The sequence below is a fragment of the Paraburkholderia phenoliruptrix genome (genome assembly GCF_019511605.1).
In the GTDB taxonomy this organism is placed as follows: Bacteria; Pseudomonadota; Gammaproteobacteria; order Burkholderiales; family Burkholderiaceae; genus Paraburkholderia; species Paraburkholderia phenoliruptrix_A.
Genome location: NZ_JAEUAV010000001.1, coordinates 546,883 through 569,850, shown reverse-complemented (window position 1 = coordinate 569,850; position 22,968 = coordinate 546,883). Strand labels below are relative to the sequence as shown.

20 protein-coding genes are annotated in these 22,968 nt (G+C 63.4%); 11 read left to right on the top strand and 9 right to left on the bottom strand.

The window, feature by feature from the left end:
• Positions 1–39: 39 nt before the first annotated feature.
• The 3 genes from ftrA (at position 40) to JNB89_RS02425 (ending at position 4,557) form a co-directional block, all read left to right on the top strand.
• The gene (ftrA, locus tag JNB89_RS02435; RefSeq protein WP_220361115.1) at positions 40–1,005 is read left to right on the top strand and encodes a transcriptional regulator FtrA; all 966 of its coding nucleotides are present in this window, start codon (positions 40–42) and stop codon (positions 1,003–1,005) included.
• Positions 1,006–1,069: 64 nt separating this feature from the next.
• Positions 1,070–2,272 carry a DUF2252 domain-containing protein gene (locus JNB89_RS02430; protein ID WP_220361114.1) on the top strand — a complete coding sequence of 401 codons (1,203 nt, stop codon included), beginning with the start codon at positions 1,070–1,072 and terminating at the stop codon, positions 2,270–2,272.
• Between the two features lie 560 nt (positions 2,273–2,832).
• Positions 2,833–4,557 carry a SulP family inorganic anion transporter gene (locus tag JNB89_RS02425; protein ID WP_220361113.1) on the top strand — a complete coding sequence of 575 codons (1,725 nt, stop codon included), beginning with the start codon at positions 2,833–2,835 and terminating at the stop codon, positions 4,555–4,557.
• A 6-nt stretch (positions 4,558–4,563) separates the two neighbouring features.
• On the opposite strand, the gene JNB89_RS02420 is transcribed toward JNB89_RS02425, so the two are convergent.
• Together JNB89_RS02420 and JNB89_RS02415 are read right to left on the bottom strand one after the other, a co-directional pair.
• Entirely contained in the window at positions 4,564–5,202 is a 639-nt protein-coding gene (locus tag JNB89_RS02420) for a LysE family translocator (protein ID WP_220361112.1), read from the bottom strand.
• A 251-nt stretch (positions 5,203–5,453) separates the two neighbouring features.
• Entirely contained in the window at positions 5,454–6,329 is an 876-nt protein-coding gene (locus JNB89_RS02415) for a LysR family transcriptional regulator (RefSeq protein WP_220361111.1), read from the bottom strand.
• Positions 6,330–6,478: 149 nt separating this feature from the next.
• On the opposite strand from JNB89_RS02415, the gene JNB89_RS02410 reads away from it, so the two are divergent.
• The 6 genes from JNB89_RS02410 to JNB89_RS02385 all read left to right on the top strand — a co-directional run bounded on the left by JNB89_RS02410 (position 6,479) and on the right by JNB89_RS02385 (position 15,468).
• Positions 6,479–6,913, top strand: coding sequence for a VOC family protein (locus JNB89_RS02410; RefSeq protein WP_027209730.1), 435 nt, complete (start codon positions 6,479–6,481; stop codon positions 6,911–6,913).
• Positions 6,914–7,125: 212 nt separating this feature from the next.
• Entirely contained in the window at positions 7,126–10,302 is a 3,177-nt protein-coding gene (locus JNB89_RS02405) for an efflux RND transporter permease subunit (RefSeq protein WP_220361110.1), read from the top strand.
• A 110-nt stretch (positions 10,303–10,412) separates the two neighbouring features.
• Entirely contained in the window at positions 10,413–11,636 is a 1,224-nt protein-coding gene (locus JNB89_RS02400) for an efflux RND transporter periplasmic adaptor subunit (RefSeq protein ID WP_220361109.1), read from the top strand.
• 56 nt (positions 11,637–11,692) lie between these two features.
• Positions 11,693–13,153, top strand: coding sequence for an efflux transporter outer membrane subunit (locus JNB89_RS02395; protein ID WP_222858882.1), 1,461 nt, complete (start codon positions 11,693–11,695; stop codon positions 13,151–13,153).
• A gap of 96 nt (positions 13,154–13,249) precedes the next feature.
• Complete coding sequence (locus tag JNB89_RS02390) at positions 13,250–13,936, top strand: heavy metal response regulator transcription factor (protein WP_007176723.1); 687 nt, start codon at positions 13,250–13,252, stop codon at positions 13,934–13,936.
• Positions 13,933–15,468: a heavy metal sensor histidine kinase gene (locus JNB89_RS02385; protein ID WP_220361107.1), complete on the top strand. Its 1,536-nt coding sequence runs from the start codon at positions 13,933–13,935 to the stop codon at positions 15,466–15,468. Before JNB89_RS02390 ends, JNB89_RS02385 begins: the two co-directional genes overlap by 4 nt.
• Here the strand turns inward: JNB89_RS02385 and dinB are convergent.
• Positions 15,435–16,601, bottom strand: a complete 1,167-nt coding sequence (gene dinB / locus JNB89_RS02380) for a DNA polymerase IV (RefSeq protein WP_220361106.1) — start codon at positions 16,599–16,601, stop codon at positions 15,435–15,437. The two genes, JNB89_RS02385 and dinB, sit on opposite strands and share 34 nt — an antisense overlap.
• A gap of 58 nt (positions 16,602–16,659) precedes the next feature.
• Positions 16,660–17,328, bottom strand: coding sequence for a hypothetical protein (locus JNB89_RS02375; protein ID WP_013341585.1), 669 nt, complete (start codon positions 17,326–17,328; stop codon positions 16,660–16,662).
• A gap of 389 nt (positions 17,329–17,717) precedes the next feature.
• Here JNB89_RS02375 and JNB89_RS02370 point away from each other — a divergent pair, with 389 nt between their 5' ends.
• The gene (locus tag JNB89_RS02370) at positions 17,718–18,701 is read left to right on the top strand and encodes a hypothetical protein (RefSeq protein ID WP_220361105.1); all 984 of its coding nucleotides are present in this window, start codon (positions 17,718–17,720) and stop codon (positions 18,699–18,701) included.
• A gap of 48 nt (positions 18,702–18,749) precedes the next feature.
• On the opposite strand, the gene JNB89_RS02365 is transcribed toward JNB89_RS02370, so the two are convergent.
• From JNB89_RS02365 to JNB89_RS02355, 3 genes are all read right to left on the bottom strand, one after another.
• Positions 18,750–19,328 (bottom strand): YceI family protein, encoded by a 579-nt coding sequence (locus JNB89_RS02365; RefSeq protein WP_013341583.1) that lies wholly within the window; start codon positions 19,326–19,328, stop codon positions 18,750–18,752.
• 85 nt (positions 19,329–19,413) lie between these two features.
• Positions 19,414–19,977: a YceI family protein gene (locus tag JNB89_RS02360; RefSeq protein ID WP_223216671.1), complete on the bottom strand. Its 564-nt coding sequence runs from the start codon at positions 19,975–19,977 to the stop codon at positions 19,414–19,416.
• 78 nt (positions 19,978–20,055) lie between these two features.
• Positions 20,056–20,334 (bottom strand): hypothetical protein, encoded by a 279-nt coding sequence (locus JNB89_RS02355; RefSeq protein ID WP_220361103.1) that lies wholly within the window; start codon positions 20,332–20,334, stop codon positions 20,056–20,058.
• Positions 20,335–20,369: 35 nt separating this feature from the next.
• Here JNB89_RS02355 and JNB89_RS02350 point away from each other — a divergent pair, with 35 nt between their 5' ends.
• Entirely contained in the window at positions 20,370–21,620 is a 1,251-nt protein-coding gene (locus tag JNB89_RS02350) for an arsenic transporter (RefSeq protein ID WP_041729527.1), read from the top strand.
• Between the two features lie 80 nt (positions 21,621–21,700).
• Here JNB89_RS02350 and JNB89_RS02345 read toward each other — a convergent pair whose 3' ends face one another.
• Both JNB89_RS02345 and JNB89_RS02340 read right to left on the bottom strand, forming a co-directional pair.
• Positions 21,701–22,609 (bottom strand): formate/nitrite transporter family protein, encoded by a 909-nt coding sequence (locus JNB89_RS02345; protein WP_220361102.1) that lies wholly within the window; start codon positions 22,607–22,609, stop codon positions 21,701–21,703.
• Positions 22,609–22,851: a hypothetical protein gene (locus JNB89_RS02340; protein ID WP_013341579.1), complete on the bottom strand. Its 243-nt coding sequence runs from the start codon at positions 22,849–22,851 to the stop codon at positions 22,609–22,611. Before JNB89_RS02340 ends, JNB89_RS02345 begins: the two co-directional genes overlap by 1 nt.
• Between the last annotated feature and the right edge of the window lie 117 nt (positions 22,852–22,968).

Here is a 22,968-nt window from a genome sequence, read left to right as displayed (position 1 = left end):
GTAAGTGGCGCAATCGTCAATCTCCGGTAACATCACGCCATGCACAATCATCTTGTCGTCGCGCTGGCTTATGACCGGCTTTGCACTTTCGAATTCGGCTGTGTGACCGAAGTGTTCGCGCTCGAACGGCCCGAACTCGGCGTGAACTGGTATCGCTTCGCCGTCTGCGCGGCAGAGTCGGGGCCGATTCGCGCGGCGGGCGGCATTACGATTGCAGCGCCGTACACGCTCAGACTGCTCGATCGCGCCGATACCATCGTGATACCCGGCTGGCGCGATGCGGACGGACTACCGCCCGAGCCGCTGCTGAAGAAAATCCGCGCCGCGTACAAGCGCGGTGCGCGCCTTTGCTCGATCTGTTCGGGCGTGTTCGTGCTCGCGGCTGCGGGCGTGCTTGACGGCAAGACGGTCACCACGCACTGGCGTTACGCCGCGAAGTTGCAGGAGCGCTATCCGCATCTGCGAGTGCAGCCCGACGCGCTCTATGTCGACGAGCAGCAGATCATCACGTCGGCCGGATCGGCTGCGGGGCTCGACATGCTGCTGCATCTGGTGCGGCGCGATCATGGCAGCGCCGTCGCCAACCGCGTCGCGCAGCGCCTCGTGGTGCCGCCGCATCGCGAAGGCGGTCAGGCGCAATTCGTGCCGCGTCCCATGCCGCAAGACGAAAGCGGGCGCCTCGCGCGCCTGATGGACTGGGTGCGCGCTCACCCGGCACTGCCGCACACGCTGCGCTCGCTGGCCGAACGGGCGGCTATGAGTCCGCGCACATTGCAGCGGCAATTTCATGACGCCACAGGCATGGCGCCGTACGAGTGGCTGGTGCGCGAGCGCGTGGCCGTGGCGCGCGAGTTGCTGGAGACGCCCAAACCGTTGCCGATGGCACGCGTCGCGGCACTCGCGGGCTTCGGCTCCGAAGAGTCGCTGCGTCGTCATTTCAGGCGCATTGCGCTCACGAGCCCAGGGGCGTATCGCAAGAAGTTCGGCGCGCCCCCAATCGCCTAACGGCGCCGGCGTGCCACATTTTTCCCGGCGCGACGGCGCACCATGTCGTCTGCAAGGAACCTACATGACCGACATCGCACAGACCATCGCACGCTTTAACGCAGGCCGCGATCCCGAACGGCTGACCATGAAGTACAACGCGATGCGCACCTCGCCTTTCGTGTTCCTGCGCGGCACCTGTCATCTGTTCTACGAGCGCCTGCCGCAAGATCCGCTGTTCGACGCCGCGCCGCCCGTGTGGATCTGCGGCGACATGCATCTGGAGAACTTCGGCAGCTACAAGGCGGACAACGGCCTTGTCTATTTCGACAACAACGATTTCGACGAAGCGTGCCTCGCGCCCAATCTGTACGAACTGGTGCGTTTGCTGACCAGCGTGCTGGTCGGCGCGGCCGATCTCCAGCTGAGCCGCGCGCAGGCGCTCGCGCTCTGTCATACAGCCGCGCACTCGTATGGCGCGGCGCTTGCCTACGGTAAGGCGCGTTGGGTCGAGCGCGAGACGTCTTCGGGTATGGTGCGCGACCTGTTCGATGCATTGGCGAGCCGCACGCGCGTCGCACACCTCGAGCGCCGCACCGTCCTGAAAGGCAAAACGCGCAAGCTCAAAGTGGACGGCAAAAAAGCACTGCCCGTAAGCGATGAACGGCGCGCGGCGGTCACGTTCTTCATGCAGCGGTTTGCGGCCGGCGAAAGCGATCCGGACTTTTACCGCGTGCTCGATGTCGCGCGCCGCATTGCGGGTACAGGAAGTCTTGGCGTAGACCGTTATGTGATTCTGGTGGAAGGCAAAGGCTCGCCGGACGGCAACTATCTGATCGACCTGAAGGAAGCGCTGCCTTCTTCGCTCGTGCCGCATCTGCGCACGCCGCAACCGGCATGGCGTAGCGAGGCCGAGCGTGTGGTCGAAATCCAGCGGCGTAATCAGGCGGTTTCGCAGGCGTTCTTGCACGCGGTGGACTTCAATGAGCGCTCGTATGTGCTGCGCAGCCTGCAGCCGTCGGAAGACCGCGTCGCCTTGCGCGACTGGAACGGCAAGTTGCCGCGGCTCGAAGGCGTGGTGGGCAGTATGGCGGAGTTGAGTGCCTGGGCGCATTTGCGCAGCGGCGGCCGACAGAGCTCGTCGATTGCGGACGAGATGATTGCGTTCGGCAATCGCGCGGACTGGCAGGCACCGTTGATTGAACGGGCGACGCAGTGCGCGGCGCAAGTCGCGGCGGACTGGAAAAGCTATTGCGAGGCGTACGACAGCGGTGCATTCGCTGTGTAGCACTGTGCGCGACAAGCGCGAGGCTTGGTCGACCAGGCGCTCGACGCATGCGACGCGAGACCGTGCCTTGCACCAGGAGGTGGCAGCTCTGAAGCAAAACGGCCCGCCAACGTTTGCGCGTTCGAACACGCGTTTGCTGCCCGCATCTTGCCGCCGGCTCATCGCGCTTACCCGCTATTTCAGCGCCTCAAACGCGCCGCTGCCTGACGATGGTGTAATAAGCAGCAACAGTGCTTTGCGGTTTTCCCTCATTCAATTCACCTTCTTATGGCGTAGACTTGCCAGTAACAACAAATGGTTACGGGGTGCGGGATGTTGGCCGTTTTCTTCATCGCCTGTCCGATCTGCATTGCGGCGCTCTTCGGTTTCGCGCGGCATGTCGATCCGCAGACAGGTCACTTCAAGCGTTGATCTTCAACGTCGCAATTTCGCGCACAGCCGGCAGCCGAATGGAGCCGGCAGTTGCCTTCCCGCATCGCCGTGCGGGGCCGCAGGTCTTGCGTTGATGTGCCGTGTCACGGCACGATGCGCAATAACCTGGGTTTGAAGCGGCATCGCGTATGCGAGACTTTCTGGCGAATTGGACGGTGCGGGCGGACCTGCTCAAGATGACGGTGTGCGCCGGTGTGCTCAAGGGCGTGCTGCCGTTGAGCCGCGCCGCTGCATGGCGCGACGCGCTGGCGGGTGTACAGCTCGCGGCGATGGACATTCCTCAGGTGCTCGGTTACGCCCGCATTGCCGGCATGCCTGCCGTTACGGGCCTTTACACCGTCTTTCTGCCGCTTCTCGCATTCGCGTTGTTCGGCGCGTCGCGGCACCTCGTGGTCGCCGCCGATTCCGCCACCGCCACCATCTTCGCGAGCCGTGTGTCGAGCATGGCAAGCATTTCGAGCGCCGATTATGCGTCGCTTGCCGCAATGGTCGCGTTGCTGACCGCCGTGCTGCTGCTCGTCGCGCGTATTTTCAAACTGGGCTTTCTCGCCGACTTCCTGTCGCGCACGGTGCTGGTGGGCTTTCTCGCAGGAGTCGGGGTGCAGGTCGGTATCGCGATGCTGGGCGATATGCTCGGGCTACCCGGTCATGCGGCGCGCAGCACCGACCAACTGCTTCTTGTGGTGCGCGAGGCCGCACAAGTAAATGTGCCGACGCTGCTCGTTTCCGTTCTCGTCGTGGCCGCCGTGCTGTTTTGCAAACGCGTCTTGCCGCGCCTGCCGGTGCCGTTGATTGCCGTCGTGGCGGGAATCGCTGCGAGCGACATGTACGGTTGGGCCTCGCATGGCATTGCCGTGCTGGGTCCGGTGGCGGGCGGGCTGCCCGCGCTGCGCGTGCCTTCGGTTACGTGGCAACAGTTTCTCGATCTCGTGCCGGTTGCCGCCTCGTGTTTCGTGATGATCGTCGCACAGAGCGCCGCCGCGAGCCGCGTATTCGCCGAGCGGCATCATGAAGCGGCCGACACCAATCGGGATTTGCTGGGCATTGCGGCGGCCAACGCCGCAGCCGCGTTTTCCGGAGCCTTTGTGGTGAACGGCAGTCCGACGCAGACGGCAATGGCCGACCGCGCCGGCACGCGCAGCCAGTTCGCGCAGATTGTGTTCGCGCTGGTGGTGGTTGTCGTGCTGCTGTTTTTCAGCCGCTTTCTGCAGCATCTGCCGCGCTGCATTCTGGCGAGCATCGTATTCACGATTGCCGTGGGCCTCGTCGACCTGAAGACGCTGTTTGCAATTCGCCGCGAAAGTCCGGGCGAATTCGCACTCGCTGTATTCACTGCCGCAGCCGTGGTGCTGATCGGCGTAGAGCACGGCATTCTGATTGCGGTGGCCGTGTCGCTGCTGCGGCACGTGCGCCACAGCTACCGCCCGCATACGATGATTCTCGCGCCGGGCGACGACGGCATGTGGGTGCCGGTGCCCGCCGTTGCCGGCACGCAGACCGCGCCGGGGCTCATCGTGTATCGCTTCGGGGCGGACCTGTTCTATGCAAACGACCATTTTTTCGTCGACGATACGCGCAACCTGATCGAGCACGCGCCAAGCAAGGTGCGCTGGTTCGTGATCGACGCAAGCGCGATTACGGACCTCGATTATTCGGCGGCGCGCTCCGTCGGCGAGTTGTGCCGCCTGTTGCAACGCAGCGGCATCAAGGTCATTTTCGCGCGCGTGAACCGCTATCTGCGCGCCGACATGGACCGACACGGCATTACGCCGATTGTCGGCACAAGCTGTATTTTCGGCACCTTGCACGAAGCGCTGCGTGCCGCAGAAGTGGCGGACCCAGTCAGCAAATAGCGCGCTCTAAGTTTTCGAACTCAGCAATTTGATGCCGGCAATGCCGAACATGATTGCGAGTGAGCCGTCGAGCCAGCGGCGGACCGCCATGTAAGCCCGGCGCGCCGATGCCGTCGAAAACAGCAGTGCATAGCTGCTAAACACCGACACGCCGATGCACATGCAGCCCAGCACCACGGGCGCGGTATGCGTGCCGCCGCCCGCCGGCGACATGGCGAGCGACACGATGGACATCCACACCAGAATGGCCTTTGGGTTGGTGAGATGCAGCAGCAGGCCGCGCAGATATAGCCGCTTGAGCGGTTCGTCCGCTCGCGCGTGCGCATGCGGCAAGTTCGCCGGGGCAAACGCCGATCGCGCCGATTTGAAGCCGAGCCACAGCAGATAAAGCCCGCCTGCGATCTTGATGGCGACGAGGCACTCCGAGTAAGCGGCCAGCACCGCCGACAACCCGAGTGACGCAAGCAGCGCCCAGAAAAACGAGCCCGACACGACGCCCAATGCAAACGTGAGCGCTGGGCGGCGGCCCGCGCTCATTGCGAGGGACATGATGGCCAGATTGCTCGGACCGGGACTCGCCGTGCCGACGAAGTAGGCGCTGTAGGCGATCAGAACGTCGGCGGTGAGAAAGGCGGTGGGCGTCATGGGCTCGAAGCTCGCACGCGGGCAGGGAATGACGATTCTGCGCGCTGCCGTGGCGAGCGCACAGATACAGTTGCGCGAGTGTCGGTCGGCACAATTCGGCGGTTGAGGTGGAGATGGGCAGAAGAGGCAGAAGCGCTACAGCGTTACGCTAGCTCAACGGCTCAACGGCTCAACGGCTCAACGGCTCAACGGCTCAACGGCTCAACGGCTCAACGGCTCAACGGCTCAACGGCCCGACAGCCCAGCCGCCCTCACTGCCGCGCCGCGCCCCCAATGCACTCGGCCAACGCTTCGGCCACCGCTTGCCGATTGTGGCGTGGGCGCTGCACGAGCCCGATCTCGCGGTGAAAGGTCGCCTCATCCAGCGGTAACGCGGCCACGCCGGCGGGCCACTTGCCGAGGCCGGCGGTGTCCGGTATCAGCGCCACGCCGACACCGCGCGCGACCAGTTGTGCGATAGCCTGCAGTTCGTCGAGTTCCAGCACGTCCTGTACGTTGAGCCGCGCGCGCCGCAAAAAGCGCTCGACGAGCCGCCCGCCGAACGAAGTGCGGTCATAGCGGATAAACGGCTCGCTTTTGAGCAGCTCGCGCCACGAGCGCTTGCCGCGCGCGAGCGTTTTCGGCACCAGCAGCACGAACGGTTCGGTGACGAGCGTGCGCCATTCCAGTTCGGAGGGCAAGGCAAACGGCGGCTTGATGATGACGGCAAGATCGAGCTCGCCCGAGTCCACCTGGCCGAGCAGATTGAGCGATACGCCAGGCACCACGCGAATGCGCCAGCCTGGACGGTCCTCGCGAAAACGTGCCAGTGCGTCGGCGAGAAACGACACTTGCGCCGATGCGATCGCGCCCACGCGCAGCATGCCGCTCTCCGCCGCGACCGCGCCGCGCTCGGAGAGGCGCGCGTACATCGCGATAATTTCCTCGGCGAGCGCGAGCGTTTCGCGCCCGGCATCGTTGAGCGTCGCCGAGCGGCCGGTGCGGTCGAAGAGCGCAAATCCGAGCTCGTCCTCGAGGCGCTGCATTTGCGCGCTCACTGCGGATTGAGTGAGTCCGATGCGCGCACCGGCGGAGGAAAACGTACCGTACTGGCTGACGGCAATCAGGGTTCGGAGCTCGGCAAGCATGTTTTCGATTGATCGATTTCGGTGGTGGTCAGCTCCAATATATATCGTTTTCCATCATTTTTTCTTGTAGTTAGACTTGGCGGAAAGCAAGCGCCGTAACGAAGCGCCTTATCCGTCAACCGCATTACTCACAGCGAGTCCCTTTCATCATGAGCGTCACTCAAACCGCGTTGCCGCCGTTCCATCTGGCGTTTCCCGTCCACAGCCTTGCCGCCGCGCGCGAGTTCTACGGCGAACTGCTCGGCTGTCCCGAAGGCCGTAGCTCAGAGCAGTGGGTCGACTTCAATTTCTACGGGCACCAGATCGTCGCGCATCTTGCGCCGGAAGAGGTCGGCCACCGGCAAACCAGCAAGGTGGACGGCGACGCCGTGCCGGTGCGCCACTTCGGCGCCGTGCTTTCCATGGAGCAATGGCAGGCTGCGGCCGACAAGCTGCAACAGGCGGGCATCGACTTCATCATCGAGCCGCACGTGCGTTTCAAGGGCGAAGTAGGCGAACAGGCCACCATGTTCTTCCTCGACCCGTCGGGCAACGCACTGGAATTCAAGGCGTTTGCCGACATGGCGTCGCTGTTCGCGAAGTAAAAGCGCACCAAATCCGTAGGCAAACTGAAATAAAAATGGCGGCCTACGCTTGCGCACGGCCGCCTTGCAAGGCTTTTTCCTTACAAAATCCTTCCTGACAAGCGTGCCATTTTCGCGCCATGCAGGTGTTGGGACGAGCGATCTAGCATAAGCGCCAGTTCACCGTCCCTCTGCTCACTTGCAGTCACCCGCACTTCACTCAGGCGCGTTTCATGTGGATTGTCAACGTTGCGCTTAAGCGGCCTTACACGTTCATCGTAATGGCCATTCTGATCGTGCTGGCGACGCCTTTCGTGCTGTTCACCACGCCGGTCGACGTACTGCCGGAAATCAACATTCCGGTGGTCAGCATTATCTGGACATATAACGGCCTGTCTGCCGAAGACATGGCGCACCGGATCGCCTCTGTCAACGAGCGCAGTCTCACCACGACCGTGAATGACATCGAGCACATCGAGTCGCAATCGCTCGCGGGCATTACGATCCTCAAGGTGTTCCTGCAGCCGAACGCGAATATCCAGACCGCCATTGCGCAAACCGTGGCCGTCGAGCAGGCCCAACTCAAGCAGATGCCGCCCGGCGCCACGCCGCCTCTTGTCATCAGCTATTCGGCCTCGAGCATTCCGGTGATTCAACTGGGTCTGTCGAGCACGAAGCTCTCCGAGCAGCAGCTCAACGACACGGCGCTGAACTTTCTGCGCCCGCAACTCGTGACGATTCCCGGCGCGGCCGTGCCATATCCGTATGGCGGCAAATCGCGGCTGATTTCCGTCGACCTCAATACGCGTGCGTTGCTCGCCAAGGGCCTCACGCCGCTCGACGTGGTCAGCGCCTTCAACGCGCAGAACCTGATCCTGCCCACCGGCACAGCGAAGATCGGGCCGAAGGAATACACGATCAACATGAACGGCTCGCCGTCTACGCTGGAGGGCCTCAACGATATTCCGGTGCGCACCGTGAACGGCGCGACGACCTATCTGCGCGAAGTCGCTCACGTGCGCGACGGCTTCTCGCCGCAAACGAATATCGTGCGGCAGAACGGTCATCGCGGCGTGCTGATTTCGGTGCTTAAGAACGGCAGTGCATCGACGCTTTCCATCGTCAACGCGCTGCATGGTTTGCTGCCCGCCGCGCGCGCGGCCTTGCCGCCGGACCTGAACATCACGACGCTTTTCGACCAGTCCGTGTTCGTCAAGGCAGCGGTCGAGGGCGTGGTGCGCGAGGCATTGGTCGCGGCTGCCTTGACGGCCGCGATGATCCTGCTGTTTCTCGGCAACTGGCGCAGCACCTGCATCATCGCAATCTCTATTCCGCTGTCGATTCTCTCTTCGCTGATCGCGCTGCACGCGCTCGGGCAGACCATCAACATCATGACGCTCGGCGGCCTCGCGCTGGCGGTGGGTATTCTCGTCGACGACGCGACGGTGACCATCGAGAATATCGAGCGGCATCTGCATATGGGCACCAATCTGCACGATGCGATTCTCGAAGGCGCCGGCGAAATCGCGATTCCCGCGCTCGTCTCCACGCTGTGCATCTGTATCGTGTTCGTGCCGATGTTCTTTCTAACCGGCGTGGCACGCTACCTGTTCGTGCCGCTCGCGGAGGCCGTGGTATTCGCGATGCTGGCTTCGTACATCCTCTCGCGCACGCTGGTGCCCACGCTCGCCATGCTGCTGATGGGCCACGCGCACAAGCCGAAGCCCGATGCAAAGCCGAGTCTGTTCCAGCGCCTTTACCTGCGTTTCGACAATGGCTTCGAGCGCATGCGGGCCGCGTATATCGTGATACTCAGCAGTCTGCTGGTGCGCCGCGGCCGCTTCGGCAGCATCTTTCTCGGTTTCTGCGTGGTGTCGATGGCGCTCGCCTTCGCGCTTGGCGAAGACTTTTTCCCGAGCGTCGACGCGGGCAATATCCGCCTGCATATGCGCGCGCCGACCGGCACGCGCATCGAGGAAACCGCGCGTCTCGCGGACGAAGTCGAGAAGGTGATTCGCGAAGTGGTGCCCGCAAACGAGCTTGGCACCATTCTCGACAATCTCGGTTTGCCGTACAGCGGCATCAACCTCTCATACAGCAACGCGGGGACCATCGGCACGCTCGACGGCGAGATACAGATCGCGCTGAAGGAAGGCCACGAGCCTACGCAGCGCTACGTCGAAGAGCTGCGTGCTCTGCTGCCGCAGCGTTTTCCGGGCGTGGAGTTTTTCTTCCAGCCCGCCGACATCGTCACGCAGATTCTCAACTTCGGCCTGCCCGCCGCCGTCGACGTGCAGATATCCGGCGCCGATCAGCAAGGCAATTTCGAAGTCGCGCGCAAGCTGCTCAAGCAGGTGCGTCTGATTCCGGGCACCGTCGACACGCACATCCAGCAGAGACTGGACGAACCCGCCATCAACCTGCAGATGGACCGCACGCGTTTGCAGCAGCTCAATCTCACCGCGAGCAACGTCGCGCAAAATCTGCTGGTTTCGCTATCGGGCAGCTCGCAGACTTCGCCCGGCTTCTGGTACAACGACCGCAACGGCGTGGAGTACAACGTCGCGGTGCAAACGCCGCAGTACCGCATTTCTTCCATCGACGATCTGTTGCGCACGCCGGTATCGGCAGCCGCCACGGGCCCGACGCAGCTGCTCGGCAACCTGGTGCGCGTGGCTGCGCAAAACCAGTTTGCGGTGGTCACGCATTACAACATCCGGCCCGTCATCGACCTGTATGTAAGCGTCGACAAGCGCGACCTGGGCAGCGTCGCCAATCAGGTCGACAAGCTCGTGCAGCAGGCCCGCGCAACGCTGCCGCGCGGCAGTCAGATCACGGTGCGCGGCCAGGTGCAGACCATGCGCACGTCGTACATAGGCCTTGGGCTCGGCGTGGCGATGGCCATCGTGCTGGTGTATCTGCTGATCGTGGTGAATTTTCAGTCGTGGGTCGATCCGCTCATTATCGTGAGCGCGTTGCCCGCGGCACTCGCCGGCATTGTGTGGATGCTGTTTCTGACCGGCACGCATCTGAGCGTGCCTGCGCTCACCGGTGCGATCATGACGATGGGCGTCGCCACGGCGAACAGCATTCTGATGGTCGCGTTCGCGCGACAGCGGCTTTCGGCCGGCGCGCCGCCGCTCACGGCCGCGCTCGAAGCGGGAGCGAGCCGCATCCGCCCAGTGCTGATGACGGCGTTTGCAATGATCATCGGCATGGTTCCGATGGCGCTCGGTCTGGGCGAAGGCGCCGAGCAGAACGCGCCGCTCGGCCGCGCGGTGATTGGCGGATTGCTGTTTGCAACGGTGTCCACGCTGTTTTTCGTGCCGCTCGTATTCGCGGGCATTCACACGAGGCTCGCACGGCGGCAGCGCAACGATCACGAAGGCAGCGCCGGCGCGCCGGCCTGAGGCTCGATTGATAGAGCGAAACCCGCAACGAAACCCGCAGCGAAAGACGACCTGAACAGGAACGGCAGCCCCCACTGACGGAGCTGGCTAACCGAGATTTACTAACTGAGATGACCGAAAAAACTCATGCATCGCTGGCGATTCCATCGCGAGAGACGGAAAGCGGCCACGCACTGCCGCCGCGCAATCGCGAATGGAAGCGCGCGAAGATCGCCATCTGCATCGTGCTGGTCCTGCTCGCACTCGGCGCGTTGCGTACCGTGATTGCCAGGCTCATGGAAAACCGCGCCGTCGAGCAAACGACGAAGCTCAACGCCACGCAGTACGTGAACGTGGTGAGCCCGACGCCCGCCGAAGGTGGCGGCACGACCACACTGCCTGGCACCTTGCGCGGCAGCGTCGAATCGCCGATCTATGCGCGTTCCACCGGCTATCTGCTGCGCTGGTATGTGGATATCGGCACGCGAGTGAAGCAGGGGCAGTTGCTCGCAGAACTCGATACGCCTGAAATCGACCAGGAGCTCGCGCAGGCATTGGCGCAGCGCCAGCAGACGAGTTCCAGTCTCGCACTGGCGAAGAGCTCGCTCGAGCGCTGGCAGCAGCTTCGTCAGCGCGATGCCGTATCGCAGCAGGAGCTCGACGAGCGGCAAAGTACCTATACGCAAGGCGTCGCCAATCTCGCCGCCGCTGACGCGAACGTGCAGCGCTTGCGCCAGCTCGAATCGTTCAAGCGGATAGTCGCGCCGTTTGCAGGCGTGATCACGCAACGCAATGTGGATGTGGGCGATCTCATCGACGCGGGCAGCGGCACGAGCCGCGCGCTGTTCGCGCTTGCGCAGTCCGACCCGCTGCGTGTCTATGTGCAGTTGCCGCAGGCGTATGCGCAGAATGTGTCGGTCGGGCAGAAGGTGGTCGTCACGCAGGCGGAACTGCCCGGCCAGCAGTTTCATGGCACCGTCACGCACATTTCTGGCGCGATCGACGTGCCCACCCGCTCGTTGCAGGTCGAGGTGACCTTGCCGAACCCTGACAATACGCTGCGTCCCGGCGCATATGTGCAGGTCGCGCTGCCTTCCGTCGCCCGAGCACAATGGATGGTGCCCGGCAATGCCTTGCTGTTTCGCGCCGAGGGGCCGCGAGTTGCCGTGGTCGACGCGAACGGCAACGTGCAGTTGCGCAAGGTCGTCATCGCCCAGGACCTCGGGCAGACGCTCGAAATAGAAAGCGGAATCGACGGCAACGACAAAGTCATCATCAACCCGAGCGATTCGATTGCGGATGGCGACCATGTCGAGATCGCGCAGCCGCAGAAGAACGCCAAGGAGGCGTCGTGAACCTGCCACGCATCGGCCGGGCCGCACCTGCACTAGCCGTGGCGGCGAGCGCGGTCATGCTGGCCGCCTGTGCCGTGGGGCCCGACTATACCCGAGCGCAGGCCGAGGTGCCGCCGACATGGAACACGGATTCGTATTGGCGCGTTGCCGCGCCCTCGCATGCGCCGATGGATCCCGACTGGTGGAATGTGTATCAGGACGCCACCCTCGCCGGACTGGAAGTGCAGGCGCTCGCGCAGAACCAGACGCTCGTCGCCGCCGACGCGCACTATCAGCAGGCAAAGGCGACGCTCGCCAACACGCGCGCGCAACAGGTTCCCGAAGTGGACCTCGCAGCATCGGCAGCGCGCTTTCGCATCTCGCAGGACAGGCCGCGCACCAACTACGCAACGCCCACTGTCTCGACCGTGCAGAACAACCTGCAACTCGGCCCGACCATCAACTACGACACGGATCTGTTCGGCCGCATCCGCCGTCAGGTGGAAGGCGCGACGGCTTCCGCGGGCGAGGCCGCGGACGATCTCGCGAACGCGCGGCTCATTCTCACCACCGAGGTTGCCACCGACTACTTCGCGTTGCGTGAACTCGACACCGAGATCGACGTGCTGAACCAATCGGTGACGCTGCAGCAAAAAGCGCTCGACTACGTGAACGCGCAGCACGATCTTGGCGCTGTATCGGGCCTCGACGTTTTGCAGCAAAAGTCGCTGCTCGACACGACGCGCGTGCAGGCGCAACTCCTGTTGAACCAGCGCGCGCAATTCGAGCATGCAATTGCCGCGCTCGTCGGCGTGCCCGCTCCGCAATTCGCAATCGCACCGAAGGTGTTGAGCTTCCAGGTGCCGGCCATTGCGCTCGGCGTGCCGAGCGACTTGCTGCAGCGCCGGCCCGACATTGCTTCTGCCGAGCGCGCGATGGCGGCGGCCAATGCGCAGATCGGCGTGGCGAAGGCTGCGTTCTTTCCGAGCCTCACGCTGACGCCGGGCATCGGCTGGGAGGCCACGCAGTTCGCGAGCTTGCTGAGCGCGCCGACGTTGATGTGGACGCTCGGCGCGGCAGCAAGCCAGGTGCTGTTCGACGGCGGCCGCCGCGCGGCCAACGTGCAGTTCGCAAGCGAAGGCTACAAGGCTACGCAGGCCAACTATCGTCAGACGGTGCTGAACGCATTCCAGCAGGTGCAGGACGGCATTACGGGTCTTGCGGTGCTGGACGGCGCGGCGAAGCAGTCTGAGGACGCGGTGGCGGACGCGCAACGCCTGCTCGCGCTCGCTAACGATCGCTATTCGGGCGGCCTTGTCGCGTATCTGAACGTGATCACCGCGCAGCAGTCGCTGCTCAACAGCAAGCGCCAGGACGCGCAGATTCGCGGCCAGCAGATGACGCTGTCTGTCGCGCTCGTCAAGGCACTGGGCGGCGGCTGGCAAGCGGACGCAGCACAGGTCGATGCCGCACCCGGCACCGGGCGGCAAGATGCGCACACGGGCGGCACGATGCAGGCCCGCGCTGCGGCGCCGTGACAAACAGCGCGATGCCAGAAGCAGGAATCCTTTGAAAAAACCGGTCGAAAAAGCCATGCAAGGCGTTTCGTATAATCCAGAAACAAGGAGGCGCGCATGAAATTGCTGATTGTTGAAGACGAGCACAAGGTGGTGGACTACCTGCGCTCCGGTTTGACAGAGCAGGGCTGGGTCGTGGATGTCGCGCTCGACGGTGAGGAGGGCATGCACCTCGCTACCGAATTCGATTACGACGTCATCGTGCTCGACGTGATGCTGCCCAAGCGCGACGGCTTCAGCGTGCTGAAGGCTCTGCGCATGCGCAAGTCGACGCCGGTCATCATGCTGACCGCGCGCGACCATGTGAACGACCGCGTGCGCGGCCTGCGCGAAGGCGCCGACGACTACCTCACCAAGCCATTCTCCTTTCTCGAACTGGTCGAACGCCTGCATGCATTGGCGCGGCGCACGCGTTCACAGGAATCCACGCTGATCTCCGTGGGCGATCTGTTCGTCGATCTGATCGGGCGGCGCGCCACGCGTGACGGCGTACGGCTCGATCTGACCGCGAAGGAATTCCAGTTGCTAAGCGTGCTGGCCCGCAGGCAAGGCGATATTCTGTCGAAGACGGCGATCACCGAACTCGTGTGGGACGTGAATTTCGACAGCCATACGAACGTGGTGGAGACGGCCATCAAACGACTGCGCGCGAAGCTCGACGGCCCGTTTCCGTCGAAGCTGCTGCATACCGTGCGCGGCATGGGTTATGTGCTTGAAGTGCGCGAAGAGGCGGAGCAGTCATGAACCGTTCCATTGCGCGGCGCCTTGCATTGATGTTCGCGCTCGTCGCGCTTTCGGTGTTCACGCTCGTGGGCGCGGGGCTTTTTGCCGTGTTGCGCTCACAGCTCGAAAGCCACTTGCGCGAGTCGCTCGACGACCGCGCCCAAATCGCGCGGCTCATCTGCAATCACGGGCTGACGCCCGAAAAGTGGCGCATGTCGCGAGAAAAACTGACCGACATGACGCCGCATGACCGCAGTACCGTCTACGCGGTGACCAGCAGCGAGCCGTCGTACAACTACGGCAAGCCCATCGAAGGCACGACGGTCAAGACCTTGCCTGGCGGCTACGCGCGCGTGAGGCCGGCGGGCGGCGGCGCGGACATGCTGACCACCACCGTGTTCATTCCCGGCTATTCGACGCGTCCGCCAATGCAGTTGCAGGTGGCATCGAGCTACCTGCCGAACATTCGCACCATGCGCGCTTTCGGCTTTGCGCTCGCGGCCCTGTCGGCGCTCGGCAGTCTCGCCGTGCTGCTGCTTAGTTACTCCGTCGCGCGCATCGGCCTTGCGCCGCTCACGCGCCTCACGCGTGACGCGTCCGCGGTCAGTCCCAACAATCGCTCGCAGCGGCTTAACACCGCGTCGTTGCCGCTCGAGCTGAACGACCTCGCGAACTCGTTCAACGGCGCGCTGGAACGGCTCGACGGCGCATATTGCCGGCTCGAATCGTTCAATGCCGACGTCGCGCATGAACTGCGCACGCCCGTGACGATTCTGATCGGCCAGACCGAAGTCGCCTTGACGCGCAATCGTTCTGTCGACGATTTGCGCCACACCCTGCAATCGAATCTGGAGGAATTCGAACGCATGCGCGCGATCATCAACGACATGCTGTTCCTCGCGCGCGCCGATCAGGGCGAACGCGCGACCGGCCTGATGGAGGTGTCGCTCGCAGCGGAGGTTGCGCATACGCTGGAGTTTCTGGAAATTCCGCTCGAGGAGGCGCGAGTGCATGCGTGCCTGCATGGCGACGCGGTGGCCCACGTGAACCGGTCGCTCTTCGGGCGTGCCTGCGCGAATCTGTTGATGAACGCGATCCAGCATTGCCGGCCCGGCGCGCAGATCAGCGTGAGGATCGTGCGCGAAGCGCAGCAGGTGCGCATAGAGGTCGCGAATCCCGGCGAGCCTATCGAGGCCGCCGTGCTGGAGCATCTGTTCGACCGGTTTTATCGCGCGGAAGCGTCGCGCACCAATAGCCGCGAAAATCACGGCCTGGGCCTTGCGATCGTCAAGGCGATTGCGGAGATGCACCGGGGCAGCGTGTCCGTGCGCAGTGAAAATGGCGTGAACACCTTTGCGTTTTCGGTTGCCGCTTCGCACGACGAGGTGGCTGCGCAGCCTTTGCGTGCAGATGCGGCTGCGGCTGGGAGTGCGCCGGACAGCGCTATTGTGAATGCACCTGTGAAAACAGCAGCAAATGCTGTGAACCCGGCCGGCGCATCCGGCCCGGCCCCGGCTTCCTACTCGTCGCTGGCGAAGGGCAAGTCCGCCTGAACCGGCAGGCGCCGCTGCGGCGGCTGCGCACTCGCGAGGCTCAGTGCGCTCACGCGCACGCCGAGCAGGCGCAGCTTGCGGTTCAACTCGACGCGCCGCAGGCATTCGGTGGCCGCGCGGCGTATTTCGGCGGCGTCGGCCGTGGGCATGTCGAGCGTGAGGTCGCGAGTCACCGTGCGGAAATCGTCATAGCGCAGCTTGATGCCGACCGTCTTGCCCACATAGCCCTTGCGCACAAGATCTTCGGCGACCCGCACGCACAATCCGGTGAATGAACTCGACAACGCCGGGCGGTCGTGACGCGGGTGCAGATCGCGCTCGAAGGTCGTTTCGCGGCTCATCGATTTCGGTTCCGATTCGACCACCACCGGGCGTTCGTCCTCGCCTTGCGCGACTCGCGTGAGCCACGCGGAGTAGCTGCGCCCAAAGTGGTCCTGCAACAAACCCGCGTCCGCTGCCGCCAGATCGCCGACCGTGGCGATGCCGAGCGCCGTGAGTTTTTCCGCTGCCTTTGGGCCGATGCCGTTGACTTTGCGCACCGGCAGCGGCCACACGCGCAGCGGTACGTCGGCAGGCGTGAGAATCGTGAGGCCGTCTGGCTTGTCGAGTTCCGAGCCGATTTTCGCGAGCAGCTTGTTGGGTGCCACGCAGATCGAGCAGGTGAGGCCGGTGGCCTGATTCACCGCCTGCTTGATGCGCGCGGCAATGTCGCGCGCCTCGCCCGGCAAGTCCGTGAGGTCGATATAGATTTCGTCGATGCCGCGGTCTTCTATACGGTCGGTAAACGTGGCCACCGCGGCCTTGAAAAGCCGCGAGTAATGGCGATAGGAGTCGAAATCGGTAGGCAGCAGGATGGCATCCGGCGCGAGCACCGCGGCCTTCATCATGCCCATCGCGGAAAACACGCCGAGCGCACGCGCTTCATATGTGGACGTGGTGACCACGCCGCGCCCCGCATAATCGCGCAGCCTCGCGAAACGGCGGCTGCCGTCTGGCAGGGCTTCGGGCGCGCTGTTGCGGCCGCCGCCTATTACCACGGCCTTGCCGCGCAGTTCCGGATAACGCAATAGCTCAACGGACGCGTAGAACGCGTCCATGTCGAGATGCGCGATACGGCGGCTTGCTGAACTCATGGAAGGCTAGAACGGATGGCACCCGTAATAGTACCTTGCCCGGCCTTCCGGGTGCCGCCTAGAAGCGATAGGTCACGCCCAGTTGCACGACCGGGTAGAGCTTGTAGCGCTCGACCTTGTCGTTGATCTTCTGCTCCTGCTCGTCGATGTTCGCCTGGCTAGTGAACATCGAGTAAATGGCGGGCACGTTGTAGTGCGTGCGCGGGCGGCCATACGCGACGCCAACGTCGAAGGTGAGGCCGAAACCCTTCGCCACCGGCTTATGCCCGTAGCCGATGCCCACATACGGCATTACGCGCGGCAGCGTAACCGTGGCCGACGGTGCCGGGCCGACAGCCGGCACGTAGTCGTCGCCGATCTTGTAGTTGCCTTGCGCGTTCGGCACCGCATGGGCCGACAGTTCGTCGCCGTTGATCAGCGCGCCGGCGGTGAGCCGGAAGCCGCTCGAGCGGAACGGGAATACGTCCAGATAGAGGCCGCCTTGCAGCAGCTTGAGGTGGCCGTCGTACTGATTTTCGTTGACGGTGACCGAATGCGAGAAGCCGAGCCCCTCCAGTTCCGCATGCACGCCCGTCCATGAATTGAGCGGCATGGCTGCGCCAAGGCCCGCGCCGAGCGTGCCGCCGTGCACATAAATTTCCTGCGCGTGAGCCGCGCCGCCGAACGCGGCAATTGCGGCAATCGCCGCTGCAGCCGCACCTTTTACCTGCCGTTTCACCTTCAACACCGTTTGTCTCCCGACAAAAAAATCAATTGCATGCGGGGACTTTACGGTTTGACCATGTAGTTCAAATGCATGAATAACGGGCAATTGTGGCGGCTCTTCCTGCTCAAGTTCGTCGCCGGCAAAAAGCGGAAAAAACGCCCCGTAACTTGTGCCGATCAATAGGGCCAAGCGGTGCGACTCGACAGAATAGCCCTGTTTTCACGGGCTATTCGGTGAATCGTGCAGTTCGGCTCGCTTCGATAATGCGTGCATTCAAGAGCACTTCGCCGCGCCCATGAGCGTGCAACCGCTTCTTACCCAGCCGAACCAACGCGGCGCCTTGGCGCCCCGTCCATCCGTTACCCAAGCCGCGACTCACGCGGCCGCCTTTTCGAATCTGGAGTTGTTTTATGTTTTCCTCCCCTATGTTCCGATCATTCGGCGCCGCGCTCGCGCTTGCCGCAACCGTTGCGCTCGGCGCATGCGGTGGCGGCGGCTCGAGCAGCAGCAGCGGCGGGAGCAGTGTATTGAAGTTGTCGTCCGCGCTGCAGAGCGAGCACGTCGCGCGTTACGCAGGCGCGTTTGGCATGCTGTCGGGGCCGGGCGTTGCGGCGATCTACACGTCGGTCGTGCAATCGCTCGTAACGGACGTGACAGCCGGCGCGGCCAATACCACGACGGCCTGTCCCGCAAGCGGCTCGATCAGCGTCGTCACGCAGGGCGCCGGTCAGAACGGCCTGCAAACCGGGGAAACCGCGACGGTCGGTTTCAATCAATGCGTGGGGCAGGTGAAGGCACCGGGTGTGTCGAGCAGTGCGTCGATCACCGGCACCGTCAGCGTGCAGATTCAGAACGTGCAGGGGATTGTCGGCAATGCGTCGAACAACTGGTCGTATAGCGCGATCGAAACGGCCAATGCGTTGACGCTGGTTTCGACGAACGGCAAGACGGTGGTCAACGGGACGGTCAACTATACGATGAGCTACGACGCCGCCACCGGCATCACCACGACCACCGCGAGCAGCCCGACAGTGACGCTGGACCGCACGCAAACGGCGGGTTCCGGCAGCATTAGCGGGCAGATCACGATCACCGGGCTGATGTATTCGCGCCTGCATGGCGCCGATCCGGTCACGGATACGCTCGCGACGAGCGGCAATATCAGCGTGAACGCGGCCGACGCGACGATCTCCTTTGCGGTGTCGACGCCGACGCCGGTCACGATAAACGGCGGCAAGGTGCAAGGCGGCGTGATCGAGCTTTCCACAAGCGACACGGTAGAAAGCATCACGCCTAAGGACGAGTCGACGGTGATCATCACCGTTACGTCGAATGGCAAGACGGCGACTTACACCGAAACCATCGACGATTTCCGCTCGCTGGCAGGCGCCTGAGCGTAAAACCGTGCTGCGAGGCGGGCGCGGCTGCGCCCGCCTGCAAATTTACTGCTTGATGCCTTCGGCCTGAATGTGCAGCGTGGTCTGCATCTTGAAGCCGTAGGTCTTGCCGAAGTCCACGCCGAAATCGTCGCGGTTGAAGGTGGCGGTGGATTCCGTGCCGCACACTTCGCGCTTGAGCATCGGGTTCACGAAGCACTTGAACGACTCGATCTTCAGGTTCACCGGCTTCGTCACGCCATGCATGGTCAGCGTGCCGATCACTTCAACGGGCTTGTCGCCTTCAAAGCGGATCTGCGTACCCTTGTAGGTCGCGGTCGGGTACTTCGCGACGTCGAAGAACTTGTCGCCGACCAGTTCCGCGTCGAGTTTGTCGTTGCCGATATCCACCGAGCTCATGTCGATCGTCACGTCCACAGTGCCGGTCTTTGCCGCGCGATCCAGCACGACGCTGCCGCTGCTTTTCTTGAACTTGCCGCGCCAGATCGAGACGCCGCCGAAGTGGTCAGCCTCGAAGCTCGGGGCCGTGTGCGTCGGGTCGAGTTGATAGGTGTCGGCGGCCATCGCGTTGAACGACAATGCGGCGGCCAGTGCGCCCGCGGCGAGCAGGAATTGCTTCTTCAAGATGTTCTCCAGGTTTTGAAATTGCTGTGACGCTTGGATGTTCTGCTTGGGTTTCTGCTTGGGTTTTCTGCTTCGAGGCTGCTTATCAGTTCTTCGAGGCGACGAGGTGGAACTTGATGACGACTTCGTCCGCGACCACCGAGGTGTCTTTCCACTCGCCGGTGCCCACATCGAATTGCGAGCGCCTGATCGGCAATGAGCCGTCGAAGGTCTGGGTCGAGCCCTGGCTCGCAATGGTGACCGGCACGACCACGGTTTGCGATTTGCCCTTGATGGTGAGCTTGCCGGTGATCTTGTACTGGTTGCCGCCCGCCGGAGCAATTGCGCTCGACACGAAGGTCGCCGCCGGATAGGTTGCGCTGTCGAACCATTCCTTGCCTTGCGCCTGCTTGTTGTAGTCGTCCGCGCCGAGGTCGTAGCTGCGCGTGTCGATCGACACGCTGGCGCTGCCCGCCGTCGGTTTCGCCGGATCGAACGACAGTTGCGCGGAGAATTTCCTGAACTTGCCGTCAACCGGCACGTTCATCTGCTTGGTGGTCGCGATTACGGTGCTTTTGCTGGTGTCGACGTCGGCATGCGCGAGGCTCGTGCCGAGCAGCGCAAGGGCCGCGGCGCCCGCGAGAACGGTGTGTTGGAGTAGGGTTTTCATGGTGGTACGCATCCTATCGAACTCGTGTGCGTTAATTGCACACAGCGGGGAATTTGATTGCCAACGGGTCGTAGCGAATCAGCTCTGACGGGCCGTTAGTGCGTTGCCGTGTTCAGTGCGAATAGTAGGGATGTCAAAGAGAACCGAATAGGCACAGGCGAGAGAACACATTGTTCTACTGGTGATGCCAATGGTGAAGTCAAAGGCAAAATCAAAGGCAAAATCAAAGGCAAAATCAAAGGCAAAATCAAAGGCAAAATCAAAGGCAAAGTGAATGCATTGGGGCTTGCCGGCTGCCGCGAAAATGGCAGAAATGCGGGAGTCGCGCCGGCATGGGTTATCCTGCGCACCGGGCATTGCCTGCGTACAACCATCTATTCAAGGTTTTTGTTGTGACTTCGATTTTCCTTTCATGGGGTATCGCCGCGTTCGCGACCGCCGGCGTGATCACCCGTCCTTTCAAGTGGCCCGAGGCGGTATGGGCGGTGGCCGGCGCGGTGCTGCTGGTGGCGCTGGGGCTGTTGCCGCTGAATCTGGCGATGGAAGCCGTCGGCAAGGGCACGGACGTCTATCTGTTCCTGTTCGGCATGATGCTGCTCTCGGAAGTAGGGCGCCGCGAAGGGCTCTTCGATTGGGTCGCGGTGCTCGCGGTCAATCACGCGCAGGGCTCGCCGCGCAAGCTCTTTATGCTCGTGTATCTGGTCGGCGTGGTAATCACGGCCTTTCTTTCTAACGACGCCACCGCGGTCGTCCTTACGCCCGCCGTGTTTGCCGCCGCGAAGAAAGCGAAGACCGACCCGTTGCCGCTGCTCTTTGTCTGCGCGTTCATTGCCAACGCGGCCAGCTTCGTGCTGCCGATCTCCAATCCGGCCAACATCGTGCTGTACGGCAATCACACGCCCGCGCTCGGGCCGTGGCTGATGCGTTTCGCGTTGCCGTCGCTGCTGTCGATCGGCGCGACTTACGTGCTGCTGCGCTGGACCCAGCGCGAGGCCCTTGCCGGCACCTGCGAGGCGAATCTGGAGCCGCTGCGGCTCTCGTCCAGTGGCCGCGTCGCGTTGGCGGGCATTGCCGTGACGGCAATCGTGCTGCTCGCGGTCTCCGCCTTCGACGTTCCGCTCGGCCTGCCCACGGCCATACTCGGTGCGTTGACCGCCGTGGTCGTGCTGGTCCAGGAACGCAAGTCGCCCGTGCCGATGATCCGCGAAATATCGTGGAGCGTGCTGCCGCTCGTGGCCGCGCTGTTCGTGCTGGTCGAAATGCTGGACCATACCGGCGTGATCAACCTGCTCGCCGCGCTGACGCGCGACGCGGCCGCGCACAACGAAGCAGGCACCGCGGGCTGGGCGGGCGCCGCTATCGCGATCGGCAGCAATCTGATGAACAACCTGCCGGCCGGCCTGATAGCGAGTTCCACCGTGATGCAGGCCCACAGCCCCGAGCGGGTGATCGACGCACTGCTGATCGGCGTCGACCTCGGCCCCAACCTGTCGATTACCGGGTCGCTTGCCACCATTCTCTGGCTCAATGCGATTCGCCGCGAAGGCGAAGACGTGAGCTTCATGAAGTTCCTGAAGGTGGGCGTGGTCGTGATGCTGCCCGCGCTAGTGCTTGCGCTCGGTGCGCGCATTCTGATCGGCTGATCGACGGATCGGCTCATGGACTAACCGCCGGCGGCGCGCAGGGCCGCCGCGCGAGTGCAGAGCGGCCCCGCCTGCAAGAGTCAGCGCGGGCCGTTGATTTCCGGCGCAATTGCCGCATGGTTGAGCAGCGCTACCAGCGACATGCCGCCCACCGTGTTGCCCACGAGGGTAGGCACGAGAAAACGCAGAAAATAGTCACGCACGCTCGCGTCGCCGCTCAGGAACGCATAAGCCACCTCCGTCGACCCCGCAATGATGTGCGACAGATGGCTCACGGCGACCACATAGGTGATCAGCAGCACCGTCAACAGGCGGCCCGAACGCGCGCTCGGCAATAGCCATACCATCAACGCGATCAGCCAGCCGGCAAATACCGCCTTCACCATGGTCGGCAGCATCTGCTCGGAGCCGACCGCCGCGCGCGAGACTTCGCCCAACGCATCGACCACGGCGGGCGCGAATACATCGGGAATGCGCAGCATCGCGGCGAAAATCCATGTGCTGACCAGATTGAAGAACAGCACGACAGCCCATAGCCGCATGGCCCGCAGCAGCGTGCCCGGATCGCGCCGCGTCAACACCGGCAGCACGACCGTCAGCGTGCTTTCGGTGAAAAGCTGCTGCCGCCCCATGATGACCAGCACGAAGCCCATCGAATAGCCGAAGCTCGACACGAGATGACGCCACGCGGTATCGGGCAGGCCGGCTTCGAGCACCGCTTGCGTGAGAAACGAAAAGCCCATCGAAAGCCCTGCTGCGAGCGACGACCAGATCAGCGCGCCAAGGGTCCGTTCGAGGGCCGCTTCGCCCTCGGCGCGGACTATCTCGTGCAGCACGAGCGCGTGCGGGGCGGTGTGGTGCGCCGCCTGATCCTGCTCGCCCTCGTTCAGATGCGGAGAATCGGCGCCCGCGTCCTCGGCGCGCGGCGCTTGTGAGTGGGCCGCTTCGGCGGACGGCTGGCGTGGCTTGTCGCGCGTCGCTTCGGTCATCAGCGAGCCTCCTTCCAGCGTGAGGGGGGCATGTCGCAGACCGCTTCCTCCGGCTCCCGGAGTGCGGCAAGCGTAGCTGCGAGACGGGCGACCCGGGCTCGCTGCGCCGGCATGAGCGGCGCGTCCGACAGCTCGCGCAAACGGCTGTCCCAGTAGGAAAGCGGAAGAGAATCATTCACCGAGAGGCGCCCGAACACCAGTTCGAGATGGGCGATCTCCCTGTCCAGGTTCTGGTAGCTCATGTGAAATGTCCGATATCAGGCGATAAGGCGGAGACCGCATTGCGGGGCAGTCAGGGCGGCTGTTGCGCGTCACTTCATGGGGAGCAATCGCCGTTCCGCATTTCTTCAGGACAACGG

Bases quoted from the DNA above. Each gene is read 5' to 3' on its own strand.
- ftrA (WP_220361115.1), top strand. From the start codon at position 40: ATGCACAATCATCTTGTCGTCGCGCTGGCTTATGACCGGCTTTGCACT.
- JNB89_RS02430 (WP_220361114.1), top strand. From the start codon at position 1,070: ATGACCGACATCGCACAGACCATCGCACGCTTTAACGCAGGCCGCGAT.
- JNB89_RS02425 (WP_220361113.1), top strand. From the start codon at position 2,833: ATGCGAGACTTTCTGGCGAATTGGACGGTGCGGGCGGACCTGCTCAAG.
- JNB89_RS02420 (WP_220361112.1), bottom strand. From the start codon at position 5,202: ATGACGCCCACCGCCTTTCTCACCGCCGACGTTCTGATCGCCTACAGC.
- JNB89_RS02415 (WP_220361111.1), bottom strand. From the start codon at position 6,329: ATGCTTGCCGAGCTCCGAACCCTGATTGCCGTCAGCCAGTACGGTACG.
- JNB89_RS02410 (WP_027209730.1), top strand. From the start codon at position 6,479: ATGAGCGTCACTCAAACCGCGTTGCCGCCGTTCCATCTGGCGTTTCCC.
- JNB89_RS02405 (WP_220361110.1), top strand. From the start codon at position 7,126: ATGTGGATTGTCAACGTTGCGCTTAAGCGGCCTTACACGTTCATCGTA.
- JNB89_RS02400 (WP_220361109.1), top strand. From the start codon at position 10,413: ATGACCGAAAAAACTCATGCATCGCTGGCGATTCCATCGCGAGAGACG.
- JNB89_RS02395 (WP_222858882.1), top strand. From the start codon at position 11,693: ATGCTGGCCGCCTGTGCCGTGGGGCCCGACTATACCCGAGCGCAGGCC.
- JNB89_RS02390 (WP_007176723.1), top strand. From the start codon at position 13,250: ATGAAATTGCTGATTGTTGAAGACGAGCACAAGGTGGTGGACTACCTG.
- JNB89_RS02385 (WP_220361107.1), top strand. From the start codon at position 13,933: ATGAACCGTTCCATTGCGCGGCGCCTTGCATTGATGTTCGCGCTCGTC.
- dinB (WP_220361106.1), bottom strand. From the start codon at position 16,601: ATGAGTTCAGCAAGCCGCCGTATCGCGCATCTCGACATGGACGCGTTC.
- JNB89_RS02370 (WP_220361105.1), top strand. From the start codon at position 17,718: ATGTTTTCCTCCCCTATGTTCCGATCATTCGGCGCCGCGCTCGCGCTT.
- JNB89_RS02360 (WP_223216671.1), bottom strand. From the start codon at position 19,977: ATGAAAACCCTACTCCAACACACCGTTCTCGCGGGCGCCGCGGCCCTT.
- JNB89_RS02355 (WP_220361103.1), bottom strand. From the start codon at position 20,334: ATGCCCGGTGCGCAGGATAACCCATGCCGGCGCGACTCCCGCATTTCT.
- JNB89_RS02345 (WP_220361102.1), bottom strand. From the start codon at position 22,609: ATGACCGAAGCGACGCGCGACAAGCCACGCCAGCCGTCCGCCGAAGCG.
- JNB89_RS02340 (WP_013341579.1), bottom strand. From the start codon at position 22,851: ATGAGCTACCAGAACCTGGACAGGGAGATCGCCCATCTCGAACTGGTG.